The sequence below is a fragment of the Plantibacter cousiniae (nom. nud.) genome, from assembly GCF_977070315.1.
Map to the genome: position 1 here is coordinate 62,336 of NZ_CDRVEU010000004.1, position 22,733 is coordinate 85,068.

At 59.6% G+C, this 22,733-nt stretch carries 21 protein-coding genes; 4 read left to right on the forward strand and 17 right to left on the reverse strand.

From position 1 onward, the window contains the following. Window positions 1-24: 24 nt before the first annotated feature. Genes ACW55A_RS10245 through ACW55A_RS10260 form a run of 4 tightly spaced genes read right to left on the reverse strand, consistent with a single transcriptional unit; the run spans window position 25 to window position 5,280 of the window. Window positions 25-1,527 carry a CoA-acylating methylmalonate-semialdehyde dehydrogenase gene (locus ACW55A_RS10245; protein WP_455808124.1) on the reverse strand — a complete coding sequence of 501 codons (1,503 nt, stop codon included), beginning with the start codon at window positions 1,525-1,527 and terminating at the stop codon, window positions 25-27. Between the two features lie 28 nt (window positions 1,528-1,555). Beyond that, window positions 1,556-2,365 (reverse strand): 5-deoxy-glucuronate isomerase, encoded by an 810-nt coding sequence (gene iolB, locus ACW55A_RS10250; protein WP_455808125.1) that lies wholly within the window; start codon window positions 2,363-2,365, stop codon window positions 1,556-1,558. 13 nt (window positions 2,366-2,378) lie between these two features. Continuing rightward, window positions 2,379-3,284: a myo-inosose-2 dehydratase gene (iolE, locus tag ACW55A_RS10255; RefSeq protein WP_498811303.1), complete on the reverse strand. Its 906-nt coding sequence runs from the start codon at window positions 3,282-3,284 to the stop codon at window positions 2,379-2,381. A gap of 58 nt (window positions 3,285-3,342) precedes the next feature. Then, window positions 3,343-5,280: a bifunctional 5-dehydro-2-deoxygluconokinase/5-dehydro-2-deoxyphosphogluconate aldolase gene (locus ACW55A_RS10260; protein ID WP_455808127.1), complete on the reverse strand. Its 1,938-nt coding sequence runs from the start codon at window positions 5,278-5,280 to the stop codon at window positions 3,343-3,345. A gap of 283 nt (window positions 5,281-5,563) precedes the next feature. On the opposite strand from ACW55A_RS10260, the gene ACW55A_RS10265 reads away from it, so the two are divergent. After that, the gene (locus tag ACW55A_RS10265) at window positions 5,564-6,472 is read left to right on the forward strand and encodes a MurR/RpiR family transcriptional regulator (RefSeq protein WP_455808128.1); all 909 of its coding nucleotides are present in this window, start codon (window positions 5,564-5,566) and stop codon (window positions 6,470-6,472) included. A gap of 11 nt (window positions 6,473-6,483) precedes the next feature. Here the strand turns inward: ACW55A_RS10265 and ACW55A_RS10270 are convergent, their stop codons facing one another. Genes ACW55A_RS10270 through ACW55A_RS10280 form a run of 3 tightly spaced genes read right to left on the reverse strand, consistent with a single transcriptional unit; the run spans window position 6,484 to window position 9,511 of the window. Continuing rightward, the gene (locus tag ACW55A_RS10270) at window positions 6,484-7,482 is read right to left on the reverse strand and encodes a lysylphosphatidylglycerol synthase domain-containing protein (protein ID WP_054081622.1); all 999 of its coding nucleotides are present in this window, start codon (window positions 7,480-7,482) and stop codon (window positions 6,484-6,486) included. Next, complete coding sequence (gene clsB / locus ACW55A_RS10275) at window positions 7,479-8,729, reverse strand: cardiolipin synthase ClsB (protein WP_455808129.1); 1,251 nt, start codon at window positions 8,727-8,729, stop codon at window positions 7,479-7,481. The genes ACW55A_RS10270 and clsB overlap by 4 nt, the downstream gene beginning before the upstream one ends. Next, on the reverse strand, window positions 8,726-9,511 hold the full coding sequence (locus ACW55A_RS10280) for an endonuclease/exonuclease/phosphatase family protein (protein WP_003370515.1): 786 nt from the start codon (window positions 9,509-9,511) through the stop codon (window positions 8,726-8,728). The genes clsB and ACW55A_RS10280 overlap by 4 nt, the downstream gene beginning before the upstream one ends. Window positions 9,512-9,716: 205 nt before the next feature. Between ACW55A_RS10280 and ACW55A_RS10285 the strand changes: the two genes are divergently transcribed. Next, window positions 9,717-10,256: a cytochrome b gene (locus ACW55A_RS10285; protein ID WP_455808130.1), complete on the forward strand. Its 540-nt coding sequence runs from the start codon at window positions 9,717-9,719 to the stop codon at window positions 10,254-10,256. Between the two features lies 1 nt (window position 10,257). Here the strand turns inward: ACW55A_RS10285 and ACW55A_RS10290 are convergent, their stop codons facing one another. From ACW55A_RS10290 to psrA, 3 genes are all read right to left on the reverse strand, one after another. After that, window positions 10,258-10,998: an S-methyl-5'-thioinosine phosphorylase gene (locus tag ACW55A_RS10290; RefSeq protein ID WP_498811302.1), complete on the reverse strand. Its 741-nt coding sequence runs from the start codon at window positions 10,996-10,998 to the stop codon at window positions 10,258-10,260. A gap of 9 nt (window positions 10,999-11,007) precedes the next feature. Further along, window positions 11,008-12,018 (reverse strand): beta-N-acetylhexosaminidase, encoded by a 1,011-nt coding sequence (nagZ, locus tag ACW55A_RS10295; RefSeq protein ID WP_455808132.1) that lies wholly within the window; start codon window positions 12,016-12,018, stop codon window positions 11,008-11,010. 108 nt (window positions 12,019-12,126) lie between these two features. After that, window positions 12,127-12,843, reverse strand: coding sequence for a transcriptional regulator PsrA (gene psrA, locus ACW55A_RS10300; protein ID WP_003370508.1), 717 nt, complete (start codon window positions 12,841-12,843; stop codon window positions 12,127-12,129). A gap of 256 nt (window positions 12,844-13,099) precedes the next feature. On the opposite strand from psrA, the gene lexA reads away from it, so the two are divergent. Both lexA and sulA read left to right on the forward strand, forming a co-directional pair. Further along, the gene (gene lexA / locus ACW55A_RS10305) at window positions 13,100-13,708 is read left to right on the forward strand and encodes a transcriptional repressor LexA (RefSeq protein ID WP_003315796.1); all 609 of its coding nucleotides are present in this window, start codon (window positions 13,100-13,102) and stop codon (window positions 13,706-13,708) included. Between the two features lie 9 nt (window positions 13,709-13,717). After that, window positions 13,718-14,188, forward strand: coding sequence for an SOS-induced cell division inhibitor SulA (gene sulA / locus ACW55A_RS10310; RefSeq protein WP_003436357.1), 471 nt, complete (start codon window positions 13,718-13,720; stop codon window positions 14,186-14,188). A 14-nt stretch (window positions 14,189-14,202) separates the two neighbouring features. Here sulA and ACW55A_RS10315 read toward each other — a convergent pair whose 3' ends face one another. The 7 genes from ACW55A_RS10315 to ACW55A_RS10345 all read right to left on the reverse strand — a co-directional run bounded on the left by ACW55A_RS10315 (window position 14,203) and on the right by ACW55A_RS10345 (window position 22,686). Further along, window positions 14,203-14,436, reverse strand: coding sequence for a hypothetical protein (locus tag ACW55A_RS10315; protein WP_003315798.1), 234 nt, complete (start codon window positions 14,434-14,436; stop codon window positions 14,203-14,205). 64 nt (window positions 14,437-14,500) lie between these two features. After that, on the reverse strand, window positions 14,501-15,022 hold the full coding sequence (locus ACW55A_RS10320) for a DUF6586 family protein (RefSeq protein WP_065349525.1): 522 nt from the start codon (window positions 15,020-15,022) through the stop codon (window positions 14,501-14,503). A 123-nt stretch (window positions 15,023-15,145) separates the two neighbouring features. Continuing rightward, window positions 15,146-17,758 carry a type I DNA topoisomerase gene (gene topA, locus ACW55A_RS10325; protein WP_498811301.1) on the reverse strand — a complete coding sequence of 871 codons (2,613 nt, stop codon included), beginning with the start codon at window positions 17,756-17,758 and terminating at the stop codon, window positions 15,146-15,148. A gap of 113 nt (window positions 17,759-17,871) precedes the next feature. Next, window positions 17,872-18,108 (reverse strand): DUF1653 domain-containing protein, encoded by a 237-nt coding sequence (locus ACW55A_RS10330; RefSeq protein WP_003370499.1) that lies wholly within the window; start codon window positions 18,106-18,108, stop codon window positions 17,872-17,874. A 102-nt stretch (window positions 18,109-18,210) separates the two neighbouring features. Then, window positions 18,211-19,386, reverse strand: a complete 1,176-nt coding sequence (fadA, locus tag ACW55A_RS10335; protein WP_003370497.1) for an acetyl-CoA C-acyltransferase FadA — start codon at window positions 19,384-19,386, stop codon at window positions 18,211-18,213. Between the two features lie 4 nt (window positions 19,387-19,390). Continuing rightward, window positions 19,391-21,556 (reverse strand): fatty acid oxidation complex subunit alpha FadB, encoded by a 2,166-nt coding sequence (fadB, locus tag ACW55A_RS10340; protein ID WP_455808133.1) that lies wholly within the window; start codon window positions 21,554-21,556, stop codon window positions 19,391-19,393. 692 nt (window positions 21,557-22,248) lie between these two features. Next, entirely contained in the window at window positions 22,249-22,686 is a 438-nt protein-coding gene (locus ACW55A_RS10345; protein ID WP_042930839.1) for a hypothetical protein, read from the reverse strand. Between the last annotated feature and the right edge of the window lie 47 nt (window positions 22,687-22,733).

Genomic DNA, 22,733 nt, shown 5'->3' on the forward strand with positions numbered 1-22,733 from the left:
AGTGTTGCGATGCGTTGCCGCGAATTATTTGGCAGTCGGCATACTGAACTCGGGGCCTTTGGCGATGCTGTCCGGCCAGCGTTGCATGACGCTTTTGTAGCGGCTGTAAAAACGCAGGCCTTCTTCGCCATAGGCATGGTGATCGCCAAACAGCGACCGCTTCCAGCCGCCAAACGAATGCCAGGCCATGGGCACCGGGATCGGCACGTTGATGCCGACCATGCCGACCTTGATGCTGCGAGCGAATGCGCGCGCCACGCCGCCATCGCTGGTGAAGCACGACACACCATTGCCGAACTCGTGGGCGTTGATCAGCGCCACGGCGCTGGCAAAATCCGCGACGTGGACGATGCCCAGCACCGGGCCGAAGATTTCTTCCTTGTAGATCTGCATCTGCGGCGTGACGTGATCGAACAGCGTCGCGCCGACGAAAAAGCCCTGCTCGGCACCCGGCACCTTGAAGTTGCGGCCATCGACGATCAGCTTCGCGCCTTCTTTGACGCCCTGATCGATGAAGCCCTCGACCTTGGCCTTGTGCACAGCGGTGACCAGCGGCCCCATGTCCGAATCGGCCTGCATGCCGTTGCCGACCTTGAGCTGGTCGATGCGCGGCAGCAGCTTGTCGATGAGGCGCTGGCCGACATCGCCGACCACCACGGCAATCGAGATCGCCATGCAGCGCTCTCCGGCCGAGCCATAAGCCGCCCCGATCAGGGCGTCGGCGGCCTGGTCCAGATCAGCATCGGGCATCACGATCATATGGTTCTTGGCCCCGCCCAGTGCTTGCACGCGCTTGCCGTGGGCAGTGCCTTGCTGATGGATGTACTCGGCGATCGGGGTCGAGCCGACGAAGGAAATGGCCTCGATGTCAGGGTGTTGCAGTAACGCATCGACCGCCACCTTGTCACCCTGCACCACATTGAAGACGCCATCGGGCAGACCGGCTTCCTTGAGCAGGCGCGCCATCAGCAGGCTGGCCGATGGATCGCGCTCGGAAGGTTTGAGGATGAAGCAGTTACCGGTCACCAGCGCCATGGGAATCATCCACAAGGGCACCATGACCGGAAAGTTGAACGGCGTAACCCCGGCGCAGACGCCCAGTGGCTGACGCAGGTTCCAGTTATCGATACCACCGCCGATGTTGTCGCTGAAATCGCTCTTCAGAAGACTGGGGGCACCGCAGGCAAATTCGACGATCTCGATACCGCGCACCACCTCTCCGCGCGCGTCGGACAACACTTTGCCGTGCTCGCGGCAAATGATCTGCGCCAGTTCGTCATGGTGCTGGTCCAGCAGTTCCTTGAACTTGAACATCACCCGCGCCCGGCGCAGCGAGGACTGCTCGGCCCAGGCCGGAAACGCCGCCTTGGCCGCCGCAACCGCTTCATCCACAGTCTTCACGCTGGCCAGCGCAACACGTGCCTGGACCGTACCGATTGCCGGATTGAAGACATCGGTGTAACGCTCACCCTCGCCATTGTTCAGGTGTCCGTTGATGTAGTGGCCGATCACCGGTGACTCGTTCATCTCATGCCTCCAGAACAAAAATGGGAAATCAGAGATCCAGCAGCCAGCTGTGCTGCGGATCGTTGTGGAACTGCCAGGCGCGCGTCGGGCCGGCCATTACGTTCAGGTACCAGGATTCGTAGCCGTAGGGGACGGAGACCGGGTGGTAGCCCTTGGGCACGGTCACCAGGTCATTGTTTTCCACGGCCATGGCCTGATCGATGCTGCGGTCGTCGGTATAAACCCGCTGAAAAACGAAGCCCTGCGGCGGGTTGACCTGGTGGTAATAGGTTTCTTCGAGAAAGCTCTCGTGCGGCAGGTTGTCCCGGTCGTGCTTGTGCGGCGGGTAACTGGAGGAATGCCCGGAAGGTGTACGCACCTCGACCACCAGCAGCGAATGCGCCGCTTCGCTGTCCGGCAATATGTCGCACACATAACGGGTATTGGCGCCCTTGCCGCGTACGCTGCGCGTCATGCTGCCCGGCATGATCAAGCGTGCCGGAAAATGTTTGCCGGCATCGCCCGGCGCCGTGCATACGGCAAGCTGCACCGCGCCGCGTGCGACAAACTGCGCCTGGCTATGCGGCGGCAGGTAGACCGCGAACGGTGATTTTTCTTCGAACACCGATTGCCGGTCGCCGATGTTTTCCCAGCTGAAAGCGCCCTGCCCCGGCGCTTCGCCACTGACGCTGGCGTGCCCGGTCAGCAGGACCACGCACAGCTCGTTTTCTCCTGCGCTCAGCGGCAGGCTTTCTCCGGACTCCAGGCGGTAGGCGGCGAAGTTCACGTATTCCAGCGAACCGGGGGCCAGCGCTACGACGTCGCGGCCAGTGGGTTTGCTCTTGGTCAGCAGATTCATGTTGCAGTCCTCCTTATCGTGCATCGGCCAGCAGTTGGCGCAACGTGTCATAGCCCTTTTTGGCGTACACATAGCTGGGCGCTACGGCGGGGTCCTGTTCGGCCTCGACCACCAGCCAGCCGTTGTAACCGGCCTGCCGCAAGACCTTGAGCAGCGCCGAGAAGTCAATATCGCCGTCCCCCGGCACCGTGAAAGTGCCGTTGATGATGCAGTCCGGAAAGCTCCACAGGTTGTTGCGTGCCAGTTGCACCACCGGCTTGCGCACGTCCTTGAAATGCACATGGCAAATACGCTGGATGTGCTTGCTCAACACTTGAAGAGGTTCGCCACCGCCCATGTAGCAATGCCCGGAATCGAACAGCAGCCCGACCTCCTCGCCGGTCAGCGCCATCAGCCGGTCGATATCCTGCGGCGACTCGACGTAAGCGCCCATGTGGTGGTGATACGCCAGGCGCACGCCTCGGGACAGGGTGAAACGTGCCAGCTCGGTCAGTTTTTCGGCGTATTCATGCCAGGCGGCATCGGTGTGAAAACGTGGACGTTCGACCAGTGGGATACGTTGCCCCTGAATCGAGTCGGCCACCTCGCCGTACACTAGCACCGAAGCGCCATTTTCGGCGAGCAGGTGCACATGCGCAGCGATGGCTTCGATTTCCTCCGCCACCGAACGCCGCGCCAGGCGGCTGGAATACCAGCCGGACACCAGCGCCAGGCCATGGGGCCGCAACACATCGCCGACGCCCTTGGCATCTTTCGGAAACTTGCCGTTGAGCTCGAAGCCCTCGTAGCCAGTGGCTTTGCCTTCGCTCAGCGCCGTGCTCAGCGGGGTTTCTCCGCCGAGGGCCGGCAAATCATCGTTGCTCCAGGAGATCGGATTGATGCCGATGCGGATTCTGGGTGTGGAAGTCGAAATGGGCATGGCTGCACCTTTTTTGTTGTTATCGCGACGTTGTTGTGGCGTCGAAATCCGGAACGAATCAGGCGCGGCTTTCGCGCCAGGACTCGATCAACCAGTTGAAGGTGCTCTGCACCCGACTGATCAGCGTCGCATCGTCTATTTCTCCGGCCATCCAGGCCCGGCTCGGCTCACGGAATATTGTCCGGCCGACAGCAAAGCCCTGGCAGACGCGGCTGTGGCGAGCTTCGGCAAAGCCGGCAGCGAGCTCTTCGACAGGCGCATTGAGCCCGAGCAGTACCACGCCGCGGCAATACGGATCGCGTTGCTGGATCAGTTCGTCCAGTTGCTGCCAGACCTGCGCACTCTGCGCCTCGATCTTCCACCACGCCGGGTAGATGCCCAGGTTGTACAAGCGCTTCAGCGAGCGAAGCATCACGTCCGGGTGAGGCGACGGGTGATCCTTGGGCGGAATGATTTCCAGCAGCAACTCATGGCCGCTGACTTTCGAAGCGTCGTAGAGCGCCTTGATCTGCACTTCCTGCTCCAGACGCAACATCGGCTCGTCATCGGGGTGATATTGCACCAGGCACTTGATGATCTGCTCTTGCGGCCAGGCGAGCAGATTGCTGCCGATGGAGCGACCGTGCTCGAAGGCCAGCGGCCTTGAGCCCTGTACTTCCACCGGACGCGCCACCCACCAGCCGCGACCGGTTGCGGCGTTGAGTGAATCCTGACCGAAGCGCTGGTCGGCAAGCAGACCGACATCGGCTTCGATGCCGCGCTTGCGCAGGTCGGCTTCGACCCGCTCGACCGCCTGCACGAACAGCTGCTTGAGCTGGCTGATGCTGCCCAGATCACGCCCGGCCTGTTGCGCCAGTTCGACTAGCTGGCCGCGATGATCGAAGGCAAAGATGAACAACTGCCGCCACTGCTTGCGCGGCACGCTGACCTGATGCAGCCGTTGCAGGGCGACATCCTGATCAGGACGGGTAATGGGTTCAGGGCTGTTGAACAGGTAATCGAGTTCGGCCGGGGTCGGCATCGCGGGCGCACAGGCATGCCGCGACACCACCAGCCCGCCACAGGCATTGGCCAGCTGGCAGCAGCGTTCGTCACTGGCCTCCTTGAGCCAGCCGCTGAGAAAACCGGACATGAACGCGTCGCCCGCACCGAGCACGTTGAGTACTTCGACCTGCACGCCGGGGTAGATGGCGCCCTCTTCCAGCCGCGCAGGAATGGCCCCGTGAATCACCGTGCAGCCTTGCGGGCCGAGCTTGACCACCAGCGTTGCGGCCGTCAGTTCACGCACCTTACACAGGGCCGCGAGCAAATCGGTCGAACCGCCGGCAATCTGGAATTCCTCTTCGGTGCCGACGATCAGGTCGAAACGCGGCAGGATGCGCTGCACATGCTGGCTGACCTTCTGATCGGCAACGAACCGAGTCTCACCATCGGCCTTGCCTGCCAGCCCCCAGAGCACCGGGCGGTAGTCGATATCCAGCACGCGCTTGACGTTGTGCTTCTCGGCATAGTCGAGCGCCTGACTGCTGGCCCTGAACACCTGATCAGTGGAGAAATGCGTGCCGGTGATCAGCAGCGCCTTGCTTGAGGCAATCTGCTGCTCGTCGATGTCCTCGGCGCGCAGGGCCATGTCAGCGCAGTTTTCACGGTAGAACACCAAGGGGAAGGTTTCACGATCCTTCAACCCCAGCAGCACCATCGCCGTCAGACGCTCGGGGTCGCGCTTGATGGCGCTGACATCACAGCCTTCACGGGCCAGGGACTCGACCAGAAAACGGCCCATGTGGTCGTCGCCGACCCTGCTGAGCATGGCCGACCTGAGACCGAGCCTGGCCGTGCCGAAGGCGATATTGGCCGATGACCCGCCCAGGTACTTGGCGAAACTGGAAACGTCTTCGAGTCGCGCCCCCACTTGTTGCGCATAAAGGTCGACGCCCAGGCGTCCGAGGCAAATCAGATCCAACTGACGCCCAGTGGCAAAGCGTGTCTGGCCCATGGTGGCTCCTGTTATTTTTATCAGCCTGCAGCGCCTGCATCATGTGTACACGCTGCTTTGTGAATGCAGCGTAAAACGTCAAGACACATCAATCAATATTTTTTCTATAATTATTTTTAGTGGAATATTTTTTCCATACCAGCACTCAAGTGCTGGCACACTGCGCAGGCGGGTAGGATATAGTCGTCGTTCCTGCCCCAAGGCAGCCTCCACCGTCAGGCCCACAACGGTCGTGCTGTGCGCGCCGTTGCCCTGAAGAAGAACAAGCAGAAAGGATTTGAATATGACCAGCGCCGATCAGCCCACTCTGCCCGGGACGAGCGTCGACATGCCGCCGAACAGTGCCGAAGGCTTGTTGCGGCTGATCACTGATGAATACGAGGGCCTGCCGCGTCAGCTCAAGCGGATTGCCAGCTATATGAGCCAGCAGAGCGACCGGATCATGGTTGACCGGATCAGTGACATCGCCCGCGAGTGCGAAGTCCACCCTTCGGCCATCGTGCGATTTTCCCAGCGTTTCGGGTTCAGCGGTTTCAGCGAGATGCAGGCGTTGTTTCGCGAGGCTTATACGCACAAGACCACGCCGGTGCAGAATTACCAGCAGCGTATCCGCAGCCTGATCGCCAACAAGTCACAGAAGGCCAATGCAGGCGATCTGGCACGCGAATGCGTCAGCGCCACCCTCTCCGGCCTGGAACGCCTGAGTGTCGAGCTGGATGACGATGAATTCGAGAAAGCCGCGGACCTGGTGGTCAACGCCGACAACATCTATGTGGTGGGCGTGCGCCGCTCATTCGCGGTGGCTGATTATCTGGTCTACAACCTGCAACACACCAACAAGCGCATTCATCTCATCTCCGGCCTGGGGGGCAGCTATCGCGAGCAAATGCGCAGTGTGCGCGCCAATGACCTGGTGATTGCCATCAGCTTCACGCCCTATGGCAAGGAGACCCAGCACTGCCTGCGCATCGCCCAGCACCACCAGGCCAAGACGCTGATCATCACCGACAGCAACCTGTCGCCGCTGGCCAAGCGCGCCAACTCGGTGCTACTGGTCAACGAAGGCAGCTCGTTCGCCTTCCGCTCGCTGAGCGCCACGCTATGCCTGTGCCAGGCGCTGTTCATTGCCGTGGCCTATCGCCTGGAACTCAAGGTCGATGAAATACACGAGCAGGTCGGGTTTGATGACTGAGGGCTGAGCCCTCAGGATTTGGCTTCCTCGCCCATGCGTTGCTGGTTCTTCTCGCCCATTTTCTTCGCGCGTTTTTCCAGCACCAGATACACCACCAGTGCCAGCAGCAGCGGCAGCAGGAAGTAGATCGCGCGGTAGCCGATCAGCGCTGCGAGCAGGCTGCCCTTGGAGAACTGGTGCGCCAGTAAGGTGATGAACACGGTCTCAAGCACACCGAGGCCCGCTGGAATGTGAGTGATCACACCGGCGATGCTGCTGATCAGCAACACACCGAGAATCGCCGGATAAAACGCCTTGTCCGGCAGCAGGGTGTAAATCACCGCGGCCATCAACGACCAGTTCAGAGCGCCCAGACTGGCCTGCATCAGCGCCTGCTTCATCGACGGCAGATTGAACTCCTGATCACGGATGGTCCATGAGCGTTTCTTCGAAAACCGGCAGGCCAGCAGGTACGCAAAACACACGGCCAACAGTCCGAAGCCGATCAATTGCAGGGTTGTGGTGCCGATCGACCACTCCTTGGGCAACTCCAGAAAGCGCATCGAAAACACAAAACCGGCCAGCAGCATGTAGCCCAGCCAGTTGGTAATCAGGCTCAGGCTGAGAATCCGCGTGATGGTCGAAACATCCAGCCCCAGTCGCGAATACAAGCGGTAACGCAAGGCAATGCCGCCCACCCAGGAACTGAGGTTGAGGTTGAACGCGTAGCAGACAAACGTCACCGGCACGATCTGCTTGATCGACAATGTGTGCCGGGTGTAATAACGCGCCAACACGTCAAAGCCGCAGTAGGTCGCGTAGCTGGCAAAGGCCACAACAGCCGCGATAGCCAGGGTGCTGGCCTTGTAGGACGCCAACGCCTGTTTCACCTCTTGCCAGTCAAGCTTCTTGACCAGCATAAACAGCAGAACCGGGACGGCGATAAAGAAAAACAGATTGAACGCCCGCTTTGCCCATTTCCACTTGGTTCCCTGCGCGCTTTGCGGCGCTGCCTGCGTGGCTTGGGTCATAGGGTTTTCTCCTGGTCCATCGGATGGTTGTTCTGCTGCTGTTCGATCACTTTCGCTTCGGGCACTACATCACCGGCACGCAGGGGCTTGAGGCGCACACCGTGAACCGGGAACAAACCGGCAATGGCCGGAAAACGGCGCAGGAAAAAGAAACTCAAGACGATCATCGGAGCACGCCACCACTGGCCACGCGCCGCGCCCTTGAGGCTCATCTGCTTGCTGTGCGCAGCGGCAAGCTCCATCAGGTGGTTTTGCAGATGCTCATTGAGCCCGCGATCACGTATGAACAGATTGGCTTCCAGGTTCAGCGCGAGGCTCAGCGGGTCAAGATTGCTGGAGCCCACGGTGGACCAGTCCTGATCGATCAGCGCGACCTTGCCGTGCAGTGCACGTTGCTTGTACTCATGAATGACCACGCCGTCGCGCAGCAGGTAGGTATACGTCAACCGCGAGCAAACCCGTACGAACGGCATGTCGGGCTGACCTTGCAAAATGAGGGTGACCTTGACGCCCCGCCGTGATGCATTGCGCAGCTCACGCAGAAAGCGGTAGCTGGGGTAAAAATACGCATTGGCCAAGGTGATCCGTTGCTTCGCAGCGCGAATCGCCTTCAGGTACTGCTCTTCGATATCGGTACTGTGCTCGTCATTGTCACGCTCGGCGAGCAGCATGCTGGCGTCACCGGCGCGGTCCAGCTTCAGTGCAACGGGCGGCAATTTGTCACGAACGACCTTGCTGAGCATATTCAACGCGCTGTGGTGAATATCGCCAACAATCGGGCCACGGACCAGAACGGCATAGTCCTGTTTGGCCGTCACCCCCGTGTCAGTCATGTGATCGACGCTGTAATTGATGCCGCCGATAAAGCCCAATTCGCCGTCGATCACCACCACCTTGCGGTGCAGCCGGCGAAACAGGTTGGTGCGCATGCCCATGAACCTTGGGCGCGGATCGAACAGCTGAATCTGGATACCGGCGTCGATCATGGTTTTGACAAACGTCGAACTCAGGTCCGAGGTGCCATAGTCATCCATCGTGACGACCACCTTCGCGCCATTCGCAGCGGCTTCGAGCAGCGCCTGTTGCAGGCCCTCGCCGATTCGGTCTTCAAAAATGATGAAGGTCTCGATCAGCACCTCTTTGCGCGCGGCACGTATGCACTCGAATACCCGGGCGTAAAAATCCTCGCCATTGATCAGCAACTCTACCGAGTTGCCGTCGCGCCACTGCCCTGTCGTATTGCTCATAAGGTCAACTCCACCGCCAGCGGTGCATGATCGGAAAGGTGGGACCACGGTCGGCTGGACAACACTTTCGGCCGGTGGGACGTTGCATTGCGCACATAGATCCGGTCCAGCCGGAGTAATGGCCAACGGGCCGGAAAGCTTTTCGCCGGCGCCCCGAAGCGCTCTACAAAAACCTCGTGCAGCCCGCTGCCCTGCAGCGACGCATCGGCGCGTTGGCGCCAGTCATTGAAGTCACCGGCAACGATCACCGGCTCGCCTTCGGGAATACGCGCCATCAGCTCGTTAAGCAGTTTGAGCTGCTGACGTCGATGGCTTTCACGCAGTCCCAGGTGCACACAGACCGCATGCACCCGGCCCGCGTGTGGCACCTCGAGAATGCAGTGCAACAAGCCGCGCTGCTCGGTGCCATGAATGGAAATGTCGAGGTTTTCATGCTGGATGATCGGGTATTTGGACAGCAACGCGTTGCCATGATCGCCATCCGGATACACCGCGTTGCGGCCGTAGGCAAAATCACTCCACATGCTGTCGGCCAGAAACTCGTACTGCGAAATCGTCGGCCAGTCCTTGACCCTGCGTGCGTGGCTCTGGTGTTCGCCGTGCACTTCCTGAAGAAACACGATATCGGCCGATACAGTGCGCACAGCTTCACGCAGCTCGGGCAGAATGAAGCGGCGATTGAAAATGCCAAAGCCCATGTGCATGTTCATGGTCAGTACATTCAATGAAACACTGGCGGACACAGGTGTCGCTGGGCCGACAGGCGGATTGGCACTGGTCAAGACTTGCTCCCGGGTGAATATTCACGGCATATGAAGCCACCCGTGAGCACAGGTTCCGTCGCGTATCTCACGTGCTGTGTATTTGCCATATGCAGTGGCGCAGAGATACACGTGAAAAAAATCAGGCCAACATGAAACGCAGGCGCCTGATAGACAGCCTAAGCTGTCTATCAGTCCTGCAAAAAAAGAGACAAGGAATCAAACCGTGGATGCATCGACTTCTCAACGCTACACCGCCCGAGCCAGATGGCTGCACTGGGCCATGGCCATTCTGATCGTGCTGGCGTACACCCTGATTCTGAGCCGCACCCAGTTCAGCAAGGGCTCGGAATATCGCTTGCTGGTCGTGCAGAGCCACTACTGGGTCGGCATTCTGATTCTGATCATGGCGTTTTTCCGTGTCGCCGAGCGTCGACGTCATCGTCCGCCCGGGATCACACCGCCGCTTGAAGGGGCGTTGCGCATCGTCGCAACACTGACCCATTACGCGCTGTATGCGTTCCTGTTTGCCCAGCCGTTAATGGGCCTGCTGACAGTGATGGTGGAAAAAGGCGCACTGCCCATTCCCCTCACCGATCTGCAGATTCCCTGGCCGCTGGCCACCTCGGACCACCTGGCCGAGACGTTCGAAGACGTGCACAAACTGCTGGGCTCGATCTTCTACTATGTCATCGGTCTGCATGTGATTGCTGCGCTCTGGCACCACCTGGTGCGCAAGGACAATACCCTCAAGCGCATGCTGTAACTCAGGACGCCGACAGGACCCGGGCAAGCGTGGCCTTCACCTTGCCCATCCCCTCACGCAGAGCCTGTTCGATTTCCGCCATGGTAATGACGGTCGTCGACTTGCCCGCTGCCGGATTGACCACCAGCGCCAGGCAGGCGTATTCAAGCTCCAGCTCACGAGCCAGCGCGGCCTCGGGCATGCCAGTCATGCCAACGATGTCGCAGCCATCGCGCTCCAGGCGGATGATTTCGGCAACGGTCTCCAGACGCGGTCCCTGGGTGCAGGCATAGACGCCCCGGTCGGAGAACGCGCATCCCTTGGCAGTCAATGCTGCAATCAGCCGGGCGCGCAGGGGCTCGCTGTATGGATAGCTGAAGTCGATGTGCGTGACCTCTTCCAGATCATCGGCAAAGAACGTGTGCTGGCGACCGCTGGTGTAGTCGACCAGATCATGCGGCACACAGAAATGCCCGGTGCCCATGGCCGGATGAATGCCACCGACTGCGTTGACCGCAAGAATCGCTTCGGCACCCGCCTGCTTCAGTGCCCAGATATTGGCCCGGTAGTTGACCTGATGCGGCGGCAAGCGGTGCGGGTGGCCGTGGCGCGCCAGAAACATCACCTCGCGACCGGCATAGTCGCCGATCTGGATTTCGCCGGAAGGTGCGCCATAAGGGGTGTTCATCGGCAGGAATTGCCGAATGTTCAGGCCCTCGAGCTGGGTCAGGCCGGTGCCGCCAATAATCGCGTAAACAGTCATCGCAAATCCTTAATCGATCAGTTGAGCAGCGCGCAGAGCCTGGAGCGCGGTCTGCCAGCGCGGGTGTTGCCGATAGTCGGTACTGGCCGATGCCTGACCGCGCATGCGCGCGATACGTGGCGAAGGCTTGACCTTCAGGCGCTGCGCAGCGCCCAGCGCAAGCTCGGCGGCCGCCCGGTCGTTGCACACCAGGCCCATGTCGCATCCAGCTGTCAGCGCCGCCTCGATACGGCTCCCCGCATCCCCGACCACATGAGCGCCGGCCATCGACAGGTCGTCACTGAAAATAACACCGTCAAATTGCAGTTCGTCGCGCAAAATGTCCTGCAACCAGCGCCTTGAAAAGCCTGCGGGCTGCGAATCGACTTTCGGGTAGATGACATGCGCCGGCATCACTGCAGCCAGTTGCTGACTCAGACGTGCAAACGGTACCAGATCACTGGCGCGGATCTCTTCGAGGCTGCGCTCGTCATTCGGAATAGCCACATGAGAATCGGCTTCAGCCCAGCCGTGGCCGGGAAAATGCTTGCCGGTGGCAGCCATGCCTGCAGCGTTCATCCCACGAATGAACGCCCCTGCCAGCAACGCCGCGCGCTGCGGATCGCCTTCGAACGAACGCGTGCCGACCACGGCGCTGCGCTGGTAGTCGAGGTCCAGCACCGGGGCGAAGCTCAAGTCCAGTCCGACCGCCAGCACTTCGGTCGCCATCAGCCAGCCGCAGTGTTCAGCCAGAAGCTCGGCATCAGGCTTGTCGGCAATGGCACGCATTGGCGGCAAGCGTACGAACCCCTCACGCAGGCGCTGCACCCTGCCGCCCTCCTGGTCGACGGCCAGCAGCAGGTCCGGGCGCACGGCCCGAATTGCGGCGCTCAACTCACGAACCTGACGGGGATGCTCGATGTTTCGGGCAAAGATGATCAAACCGCCCACTTCGGGCTGACGCAAAAACTGACGGTCTTCGCTGGTCAGCCAGGTGCCGGCGACATCGACCATCAGGGAGCCTTGCAGGCCAGAACTCATAGAAAAACCCTTACACACCAGTGCTCGTTCACAATCCGGGCATGGTGCTTGATCCTGAAGCCCGACGCAATCCGACACGCCGGTGCCGCTTGATTCAGGGCAAAGGCTTCAGGCCTTGGCGACCGCTGGTGTGCCGGTGCTGCTCTTGGTACGCGGCCTGAGCTGCGCGGCGATCATTGCCGGGTCGCTGACGCCGGTGTCGGCGCGCATGCCGGCGGCCAGAAACGGCACCATCAGGCGCATGACCTGCTCGATGGAGGTATTGACGCCGAAATCGGTCTCGGCAATGGCGCGCAGGGCCTTGATGCCGGACATGCTGAACGCGGCAGCACCGAGCATGAAGTGCACGCGCCAGAACAGCTCGATGGGTGGAATGCGCGGTGCGGCTTCGTTGACCAGCGTCATGTAGCGACGGAACACCTTGCCATACATGTCTTCGAGGTAGCGGCGCAGGTGGCCCTGGCTCTGACTGAAGGCAAGCCCCAGCAGGCGCATGAAGATCGACAGGTCGTTACCGCTGCGTGGCTGCACCACAAGCGCCTGCTCGACGAGAATCTCCAGCAGTTCCTCAAGGCTTGGCTTGTGCTCGGGCTTTGCCTGGCGACGTTCCAGTTCGCGATCAAGACTGATGCAGAAGGGTCCCAGAAAACGCGAGAACACGGCCTGGATCAACGCCTTCTTCGAGCCGAAGTGATAGTTCACTGCTGCCAGATTGACCGACGCCTTGCTGGTGATAAGGCGCAAGGACGTTTCGGCAAATCCTTTCTCTGCAAACAGCTGCTCGGCAGCATCAAGAATGCGTTCAACGGTTTCCGACTGGGCCATGGCTCTCTGCCTAACAAACGAACGTTTGAAACATACGTATCAAACGCCTCGGTTGTCAAGCCGGGCCGTTCATTTTGTGGCCGAACAGTCACGGTAATGGATGTTAAATGACAAAACGCAGGTGTTGCCGAGGTTTTGGACGAGAAGCGCTACGCGGGTTGACCACCGCCTGGCGGCGAAAATGAAATGGATGATTGCCAACGCGCCTTCACTGTATATAATCCCAGTCACTGTATAAAAAGCCAGAGCGCCCCTCATGATCAAACTGACGCCACGCCAGGCTGAAATCCTGGGTTTCATCAAACGCTGCCTGGAAGACAACGGGTTCCCGCCGACACGTGCGGAAATCGCTCAGGAGCTGGGCTTCAAATCGCCCAACGCGGCGGAAGAGCACCTCAAGGCCCTGGCCCGTAAGGGCGCCATCGAAATGACTCCGGGTGCTTCACGCGGCATTCGAATTCCCGGCTTCGAAGCGCGGCCCGATGACAGCAGCCTGCCGGTCATCGGCCGCGTCGCAGCAGGTGCACCGATCCTGGCTCAGCAACACATCGAAGAGTCCTGCAACATCAACCCGTCCTTCTTCCACCCGAGCGCCAACTACCTGTTGCGCGTTCACGGCATGAGCATGAAGGACGTCGGCATTCTGGATGGCGATCTGCTCGCCGTGCACACCACGCGCGAGGCCCGCAACGGCCAGATCGTGGTTGCCCGGATCGGCGATGAAGTGACCGTCAAGCGCTTCAAGCGCGAAGGCAGCAAGGTCTGGCTGCTGGCGGAAAACCCTGATTTCGCACCCATCGAGGTCGATCTCAAGGATCAGGAACTGGTGATCGAAGGTTTAAGCGTCGGCGTCATTCGCCGCTAAGGAGACGTTATGCAGTTCCATCAAGCACCGCATTCGCAATTGCCGCTGTTCGAGGCGTTTCTGGCCCAGCCCATCGCCCCTCTGCTCACAGATGCAGTCGAAACGCCGTGGGGCAACGACCCAGAGCCCTTCAGTGAACTGTCATTGCGTGGCGCTGCCGGGAACTGCCTCAACCTTCTTGCACCCATCCTTCGGGAATTGAGCGAGGAACTGGATGCGCGCTGGCTGACGCTGATCGCACCGCCATCCAGCCTGACCCAGACATGGCTGCGCGATGCGGGGCTCAACAGGGAGCGAATTCTTCTGCTGCAGCCACGCGGCACGCAAAGCGTACTGGAGCTGACGCGCGAAGCACTTCGACTGGGCCGTAGTCATACGGTGGTGAGCTGGATCAACCCGCTGGGCGCCATAGCGCGTCAGCAATTGATCAGTGCAGCAAAAATCGGGGAAGCACAGAGCCTGAACATTCGGCTGGGCTGAGGCCCAGTCGTCGATCAGTGCAGAACGTGAGGCACATCATCCTTTTCGATTTCGCCTTCAGCCAGGCGGCCAGCCATCTGCACACCCACACTCAACATGGCTTTGGCGACTTCGACATGCTGACCTTGCATGAACGCTTTGGCATCCGCAGAGAAATCAAGCGTTACCAGGGAACCCTCGTCATCGGCACGACGCAGCTCTATACGTCCGTCAGGTAGTTCGACAATTTCCAGGAAAGAGGTAGGCATTGGTACAGTTACTCCGCGATAAGCCGGCATTGTAACAGCCTGCCAGCCCTTACTTCATTGGTTTTCAGCATTCGCTCAGGCCTTCACGAAAACGGATGGCCAACCCTTTGAGTTGTTGACGCCAATTTTCAAGCTCTTCACGTGAGAGTTCAGACTCCGGCTCGGCGTCCAGGTTCACTGCCTGTATCATCGGCTGCGTGACATCACCCTTGAGCTTTTTCGGCGCACGAGGCGGCTCATATAACGCGTTATAGGCCGACAGCAGTTGCGCAAGCCATGTCTGGCGATTCTGGGCAAGCTCTACCAGCTCGGCCATTTCGGGGATGGCGATGGCGTCCAACACTTCCTGCGTCAACAATTCTTCCGCACGACGCGTGCCGGCTTGTGGCAGACGGTAGTAGCCTGCGATCTCGTGACACAGGCCCAGCAGCGCACCGTACAGATGAAACAGCGCGGACTCGCGCTCTGCCTGCAACAACGCAGGAGAGTTCACCGCCTGCCCCTTCTCCGCCCTGCCCAACGCCTCGAGCGAGAGCCCTGCGAAATAGATTTTCTGGTTGGTACGGGTATAGAGCTCATGGGCCATGGCGACACTCTCCACAACGATGGGATAGAGAACAGCATAGCCTGCGGCGCCTGGACAGGCCGGCGAAACAGGCTGATGCCTATCGAAAACAGCGCCCGGCTCCCTTGAGCCGGGCGCTTGCGATCAACGCTTGTCTTCAACCTTCCAGGCGCTGCCGTCGTAGAACGCACGCCAGCCGGTAGGCTTGCCCTCTACTTCGGTCTGGACGTATTGCTCTTTGGTCTTGCGACTGTAGCGGATCACTGCTGGACGACCGTCCGGATCCTTCTTCGGCGCTTCGCAAAGGAAGTGATACTTGGGATCGATTTCGTCCTTGTGCGGGGCGATTTCGATGACCAGCGGTGCGCGGGTTTCGCGATTCTTCGGGAACTGGCTGGCGGCCAGGAACAGGCCCGAAGCGCCATCACGCAGTATGTAGGTATCGTCAACCTTGTCGCACTTGAGCTCCGGCATCTTCACCGGGTCCATCTTCGGCGGCGCTGCGTCACCGCTTTTCAGCAGTTTGCGGGTGTTCTTGCAGTCCGGGTTGGTGCAGCCGAAGAACTTGCCGAAACGGCCGGTCTTGAGCTGCATCTCGCTGCCACACTTGTCACATTCCAGGCTAGGACCTTCATAGCCTTTGATACGGTAAGTGCCTTCCTCAATCTCGTAACCAGTGCAATCAGGGTTGTTGCCGCAAATATGCAGCTTGTGCTTCTCGTCCAGCAGGTAGGCGTCCATCGCCGTGCTGCAGATCGGGCAGCGATGCTTGCCTCGCAGAACCCGCGATTCGGACTCACCCTCGTCATCGTCGGCAATTTCGTCGCCGGGAGTCAGATTGACGGTCGCCTTGCAGCGTTCCTTGGGTGGCAGGCTGTAGCCGGAGCAACCCAGGAAAACGCCCGTCGAGGCTGTACGGATCTGCATCGGACGGCCGCACACTTTGCACGGGATGTCGGTCATCACCGGCTGGTTGGCGCGCATGCCGCCATCAGCGGCCTCGGCCACGTCGAGCTTTTTACGAAAATCACCGTAGAACTCGTCCAGCACGTTTTTCCAGTCGCGCTCCCCCTGAGCCACGTCATCGAGGTTTTCTTCCATCCCGGCGGTAAAGCCATAGTCCATCAGGTTGGAAAAGCTTTCGGACAGACGTCCGGTGACGATGTCGCCCATCTTTTCCGAGTAGAAGCGGCGGTTATGCAACGCCACGTAGCCACGGTCCTGGATGGTCGAGATGATCGCTGCGTAGGTCGACGGGCGACCAATGCCCCGCTTTTCCATCTCCTTGACCAGACTCGCTTCCGAGTAACGCGCAGGCGGCTTGGTAAAGTGCTGGCTTGGATCGAGCTTGTTCAGTTTCAGGGTTTCGCCCTGTGCCATGTCCGGCAAAACATCGTCATCGCCCGGCTTGGCCATCTGCGGCAGCGCACGGGTATAACCATCGAATTTCAGGATGCGGCCCTTGGCGCGCAGCTCGAAATCGCTGGCGGCGACCGTGACGGTGGTCGACAGGTATTGCGCAGGCAGCATCTGGCAGGCCACGAACTGGCGCCAGATCAACTCGTAAAGACGCTCGGCGTCACGCTCCATCCCGGTCAGTTTGCTCGGGTGAGTGTTGACGTCGGAAGGTCGAATCGCTTCGTGAGCCTCTTGCGCGCCTTCCTTGCTGCTGTAGACGTTGGGCGACTCCGGCAGGTACTTCTTGCCGAATTCGGTCTGGATGTAGTCACGCGCCATGCTGACTGCGTCAGCCGACAGGTTGGTCGAGTCGGTACGCATGTAAGTGATGTAGCCAGCTTCGTACAAGCGCTGGGCCATCATCATGGTCTTCTTTACGCCGAAACCCAGACGGTTGCTCGCCGCCTGCTGCAGGGTCGAGGTGATGAACGGCGCCGATGGCTTGCTGCTGGTCGGCTTGTCTTCACGCTTGACGATGCTGTAGCTGGACGCCTTGAGCTTTTCAAGAGCGGCCATGGCCTGGGTTTCATTGAGCGGTTTGAACGCTTCGCCGTTTTCACGCGCTACTTCGAAACGCACGTTGGCGCCCTTGGTGGTGCCCAGATCGGCGTGGATCTCCCAGTATTCTTCAGGGTTGAACGCGCGGATTTCACGCTCGCGCTCGACCACCAGCTTCACCGCAACCGACTGCACACGCCCGGCGGACAAGCCACGGGCAACTTTCTGCCAGAGCAGTGGGGAAACCATGTAGCCGACGACGCGGTCGAGGAAGCGACGCGCCTGCTGGGCATTGACCCGGGCGATGTCCAGTTCGCCTGGCTTGGAAAACGCCTCCTGGATGGCTTTCTTGGTGATCTCGTTGAACACCACGCGCTTGTAGCGGCTGTCATCACCACCGATGGCTTCGCGCAGGTGCCAGGCAATGGCCTCCCCTTCGCGGTCCAAGTCCGTCGCGAGATAGATGGTGTCGGCATCCTTGGCGAGCTTGCGCAGCTCTTCGATGACCTTTTCCTTGCCGGGGAGGATCTCGTACTTGGCTTTCCAGCCGTGTTCCGGATCGACTCCCATGCGCGAGACCAGCTGGCGTTGCGCCTTTTCTTTCGGCGTCAGTACCGGGCCTTCGCCCGCAGCGGCCTTGCCACGCTTGGCGGCAGGATCTTTGGCGGCACTCGCCGAACCGCTGGTGGGCAGGTCTCGGATATGGCCGATACTCGACTTCACCACGTACTGGTTGCCCAAATACTTGTTGATGGTCTTGGCCTTAGCCGGGGATTCCACGATGACCAGCGATTTGCCCATGGATCAGAAAATTCCTGAATACTAGATGAAAGACAGTGAGGAGCTTGTAAAGGCCACGCTATATATAGTGGCTACAAGGTGAGGTCAAGCACAGCCTGTTGTGCAATCGCCTCTCACGTTCGGGAAAACAGGCTGGGTTCAGCCTCAATCAGAGCAAAGCGCGGGACGTGCTCGCCGTCAACCTCGACCGACTCCAGAAACATGCTCAAGGGACGTACCCACATGCCGAAATCGCCGTACAAAGCCTGATAGAACACGACTTCCTCTTCGGTTTCGGAATGTTTTGCAACGCTGAAAACCCGGTAGTGCGGGCCCTTGTAATGGCGATAGAGCCCTGGCTGCAATTGCATGTCGCGGTCCTCTTGTAACACGTCCAGAAAATTTGCCTGAAACCATTTTTCCAAAAAACAAAAGCCGGGGCACCAAGCCCCGGCTCGCATCACACTCAGGAATCAGACGCGTTCGAAAACGGTCGCGATGCCCTGACCCAGACCAATACACATGGTCGACACACCGAAGGTGCCGCCATTTTGCTTCATGACATTGAGCAAAGTGCCGGAGATGCGTGCACCGGAACACCCGAAAGGATGCCCCAGAGCGATGGCGCCGCCGTGCAGGTTAACCTTCTCGTTCATCTTGTCGAGCACTTTCAAATCTTTCAACACCGGCAAGGCCTGTGCAGCGAAGGCTTCGTTGAGCTCGAAGAAGTCGATATCGGCAATACTCAGACCAGCGCGCTTGAGCGCTTTCTGAGTGGCCGGAACCGGACCATAACCCATGATTGCGGGGTCGACACCGGCCACCGCCATCGAACGAATCACCGCCATCGGCTGGATGCCGAGGTCCTGGGCACGCTGGGCCGACATGACAATCATGCACGACGCACCGTCGGTGATCTGCGAAGACGTACCGGCAGTCACGGTGCCACCTTTTGGATTGAAGGCAGGCTTGAGTGCCGCCAGACTTTCCAGAGTGGTGTCCGGACGAATAGTCTCATCGTAGTCGAAGACCTTGAGGAAACCGTTCTCGTCATAGCCCTGCATCGGGATGATCTCGTCCTTGAACTTGCCTTCCAGCGTTGCCTTGTGCGCCAACTGGTGGGAACGCAGGCCGAAAGCGTCCTGCTGCTCGCGGGTGATGCCGTGCATTTTCCCGAGCATTTCAGCGGTCAGGCCCATCATGCCGGAGGCCTTGGCGGCGTGCAGGGACATGTGCGGGTTTGGGTCGACGCCATGCATCATGCTGACATGCCCCATGTGCTCGACACCGCCGATGACGAACACGTCACCGTTGTTGGTCATGATTGCCTGAGCAGCCGTGTGCAGCGCGCTCATGGACGAACCACAAAGACGGCTGACCGTCTGGGCGGCCGAGGTGTGCGGGATCTGGGTCAGCAATGACGCCATGCGCGCAATGTTCCAGCCCTGCTCCAGGGTCTGGTTGACGCAGCCCCAGATCACATCCTCGACTTCGGCCGGATCGACCTTGTTGTTGCGCTCGAGCAACTTGCTGATCAGGTGCGCGGACATATCTTCAGCGCGGGTGTTGCGGTGCATGCCGCCCTTGGAGCGGCCCATCGGGGTGCGACCGAAGTCGACAATCACGACGTCTCTTGGATTAAGGCTCATTGGTTCATTCCTCGGAAGACGCTTGACCGAAGAAGCTCTGGCCATTAGCGGCCATCTCACGCAGCTTCGCGGTCGGTTGATACAGGGCACCCAGTTCGGCGTATTGGTCAGCCAGGGCAACGAATTCGGCAACACCGATGGAATCGATGTAGCGCAGCGCGCCGCCTCGGAACGGAGGGAAACCGATACCGTAGATCAGGCCCATGTCAGCCTCGGCAGCGGTTTCGACAATGCCGTCTTCCAGGCAGCGGACCGTTTCCAGGCACAGCGGGATCATCATCCAGTTGACGATGTCTTCATCGCTGACCTCGCGTTGTTCGTAGACAATCGGCTTGAGCACGTCCAGCACCGCCGGGTCATTGACCTTCTTGGGCTTGCCCTTCTTGTCGGTCTCGTACGCGTAGAAACCCTTGCCATTCTTCTGCCCGAGGCGCTTGGCATCGTACAGAGCGTCGATCGCAGAGCGGCGATCGTCCTTCATGCGATCAGGGAAGCCTTCGGCCATGACATCACGCCCGTGGTGTCCGGTGTCGATACCGACCACGTCCATCAGATAGGCAGGCCCCATCGGCCAGCCGAATTTCTCCATGACCTTGTCGATGCGCACAAAATCCACGCCTGCACTGATCAGTCTGGCGAAACCACCGAAATACGGGAACAGCACGCGGTTCACCAGGAAGCCCGGGCAGTCGTTGACCACGATCGGGTTCTTGCCCATTTTCTTGGCGTAGGCAACGGTCGTGGCGACCGCTTCTTCACTGGATTTCTCGCCACGGATCACTTCCACCAGCGGCATCATGTGCACAGGGTTGAAGAAGTGCATGCCGACGAAGTTTTCCGGGCGCTTGAGGGCCTGGGCCAGCAGGCTGATCGAGATGGTCGAGGTGTTGGACGCCAGAATGGTGTTTTCACCCACATTGGCTTCGACTTCGGCCAGTACCGCCTGCTTGACCTTGGGATTCTCGACGACTGCTTCGACGACCAGATCGACGTTACCGAAATCGCCGTAGGACAGCGTAGGACGAATGGCGTTAAGCGCTTCGGCCATCTTCGCAGCGGTCAGACGACCTTTCTCCAGACGACCGCCAAGCAGTTTGGACGCTTCGTTCAGACCCAGTTGAATGGCTTCTTCGCGAATATCCTTCATCAGGATCGGCGTGCCTTTGACTGCCGACTGATAGGCAATACCGCCGCCCATGATCCCGGCGCCCAGTACGGCAGCCTGTTTCACGTCCTTGGCGATTTTGTCGTAACCCTTGGCTTTCTTTTTCAGCTCCTGATCGTTCAGGAACAGGCCGATCAGGCTCTGCGCAGCAGCAGTCTTGGCCATTTTCACGAAACCGGCAGCTTCGATCTCCAGCGCCTTGTCACGACCGAAGTTGGCGGCTTTCTGGATGGTCTTGATGGCTTCTACCGGGGCCGGATAGTTCGGGCCGGCCTGACCTGCGACAAAGCCTTTTGCGGTTTCGAATGCCATCATCTGCTCGATGGCATTGAGCTTGAGTTTGTCCAGCTTCGGCTGACGCTTGGCCTTGTAATCGAACTCGCCGGAAATGGCGCGCTGGATCAAATCAAGGGCGGCAGCCTGCAGCTTGTCGGGCGCAACCACCGCGTCCACGGCACCAACCTTGAGCGCATCTTCTGCGGCATTTTCCTTGCCCGAGGCGATCCACTCGATCGCGTTGTCAGCGCCGATAATGCGTGGCAGACGCACGGTGCCGCCAAAACCCGGGTACAGGCCGAGCTTGACCTCGGGCAGACCGACGCGAGCGCTGCTGGCGATGACTCGATAATCTGCGGCCAGGCACATTTCCAGACCGCCGCCCAGCGCAATACCGTTGATTGCGACGACAGTCGGCACGTTCAGGTCTTCGAAATCACTGAAAATCCTGTTCGCTTCCAGATTGCCAGCGACCAGTTCAGCTTCCGGCAACTTGAAGTTGTCGACGAATTCGGTGATATCGGCGCCGACAATGAATGAATCTTTGCCACTGGTGACGATCACGCCCTTGACCGATGCGTCGGCCTTGAGCGCGTCGACTGCCTGGCGGAACTCATTGAGGGTGAGACGGTTGAACTTGTTGACGGACTCACCCTTGAGGTCGAAATTCAATTCGACGATGCCACTTTCAAGAGCCTTAACCGTGATGGCTTTACCTTCGTAAATCATCAACTGATCTCCACAATATGGAAGCTGAACAATACCCGCCGGACCTCAATGTCCGACGGGGCTACGACGTCGCCGTCGATGAACACGCCAAATCACACGCTTACCGCCGCGACGTGGTAGTCGGGATTCTGTGAGAGCCCTCTGACGACCAAACGCTCATTTCATACGCCCGTTTGATTTGGGTACGCACACCATCAGGCATAACCACAAGATTGTCAATTCGACAAAACGCCTGAAAATTCGCGTTTTAACAGGAACATGCCGAGGCCCCATAATGCCCGCTGCAACCTAAGATCTTCCATCATTCGCGGTAATGATAGTGCTCACTTGAATGCCCTGCAGTTGCTGGACGCGGAGCGCGGTAATACGCCGCCACGCCAGGGACGACGGGCCTCTGCATGACAATAATCGCGATGCGTGACAATCGATAAGCGCGGGGAAAATCAGCCAGAAACGCACCGCACGAGGGCACATGCAAAAAATATTTGCAGGAATCGCGACAAAAAGGAGCAAAAGGTCTAGAGTCGCAGCACTGCGCCACAAGAGGCTCGCAATGCAGCTGATTTGCGGGTGCGCAACAGCGAAAGCCGACATGGCAGCGAAAGCCTGTCGGCACGCGACGAATTATCGGCCTGCCTGGCCAACCCCGGCCCGATGTTGTTATCGGGCTTTTTAATGCCTGCGATTCAGGGTCAGGCAAGCGCCCTGAGCACCGCATCAATACGCTGTAACACTTCTGCCTCGCCCCGCTCGGCCCAGTACACCGCAATCAGTTGCCCGTCAGCCTCGACTTTGTAGGCATCCACGGGCAACGTTTGCAGGTGGGGCAGCAGCCTCGCGTCCTCGCAAGGCTCGCGCCAGCGGTTAAGCCATACGCCCGGTCCGCTTTGCCAGTACACCCAGGTATCTGCATGCGAGCCCAGACGCGGACGATGGTACTGCGCGCAAGGGCTGGGCGGCTCTTTGCTCAGCCAGTGCGGCCACTCCTGCGGGGTCAGTTGCATGCCCATGCCCAGCCGCCGCGCCTGCATGCGCAACGCCATCCTGCCGCTTTGCTGGCGCGAGGGACGTAACCACACCAGCGGACTCAGCATTACACCAATGATTGACAGGACTATCCAGACCGTCATATTTCTTGCCCCCAGCCGATTTCAGGCTCTTTACAACATTCTTGAAA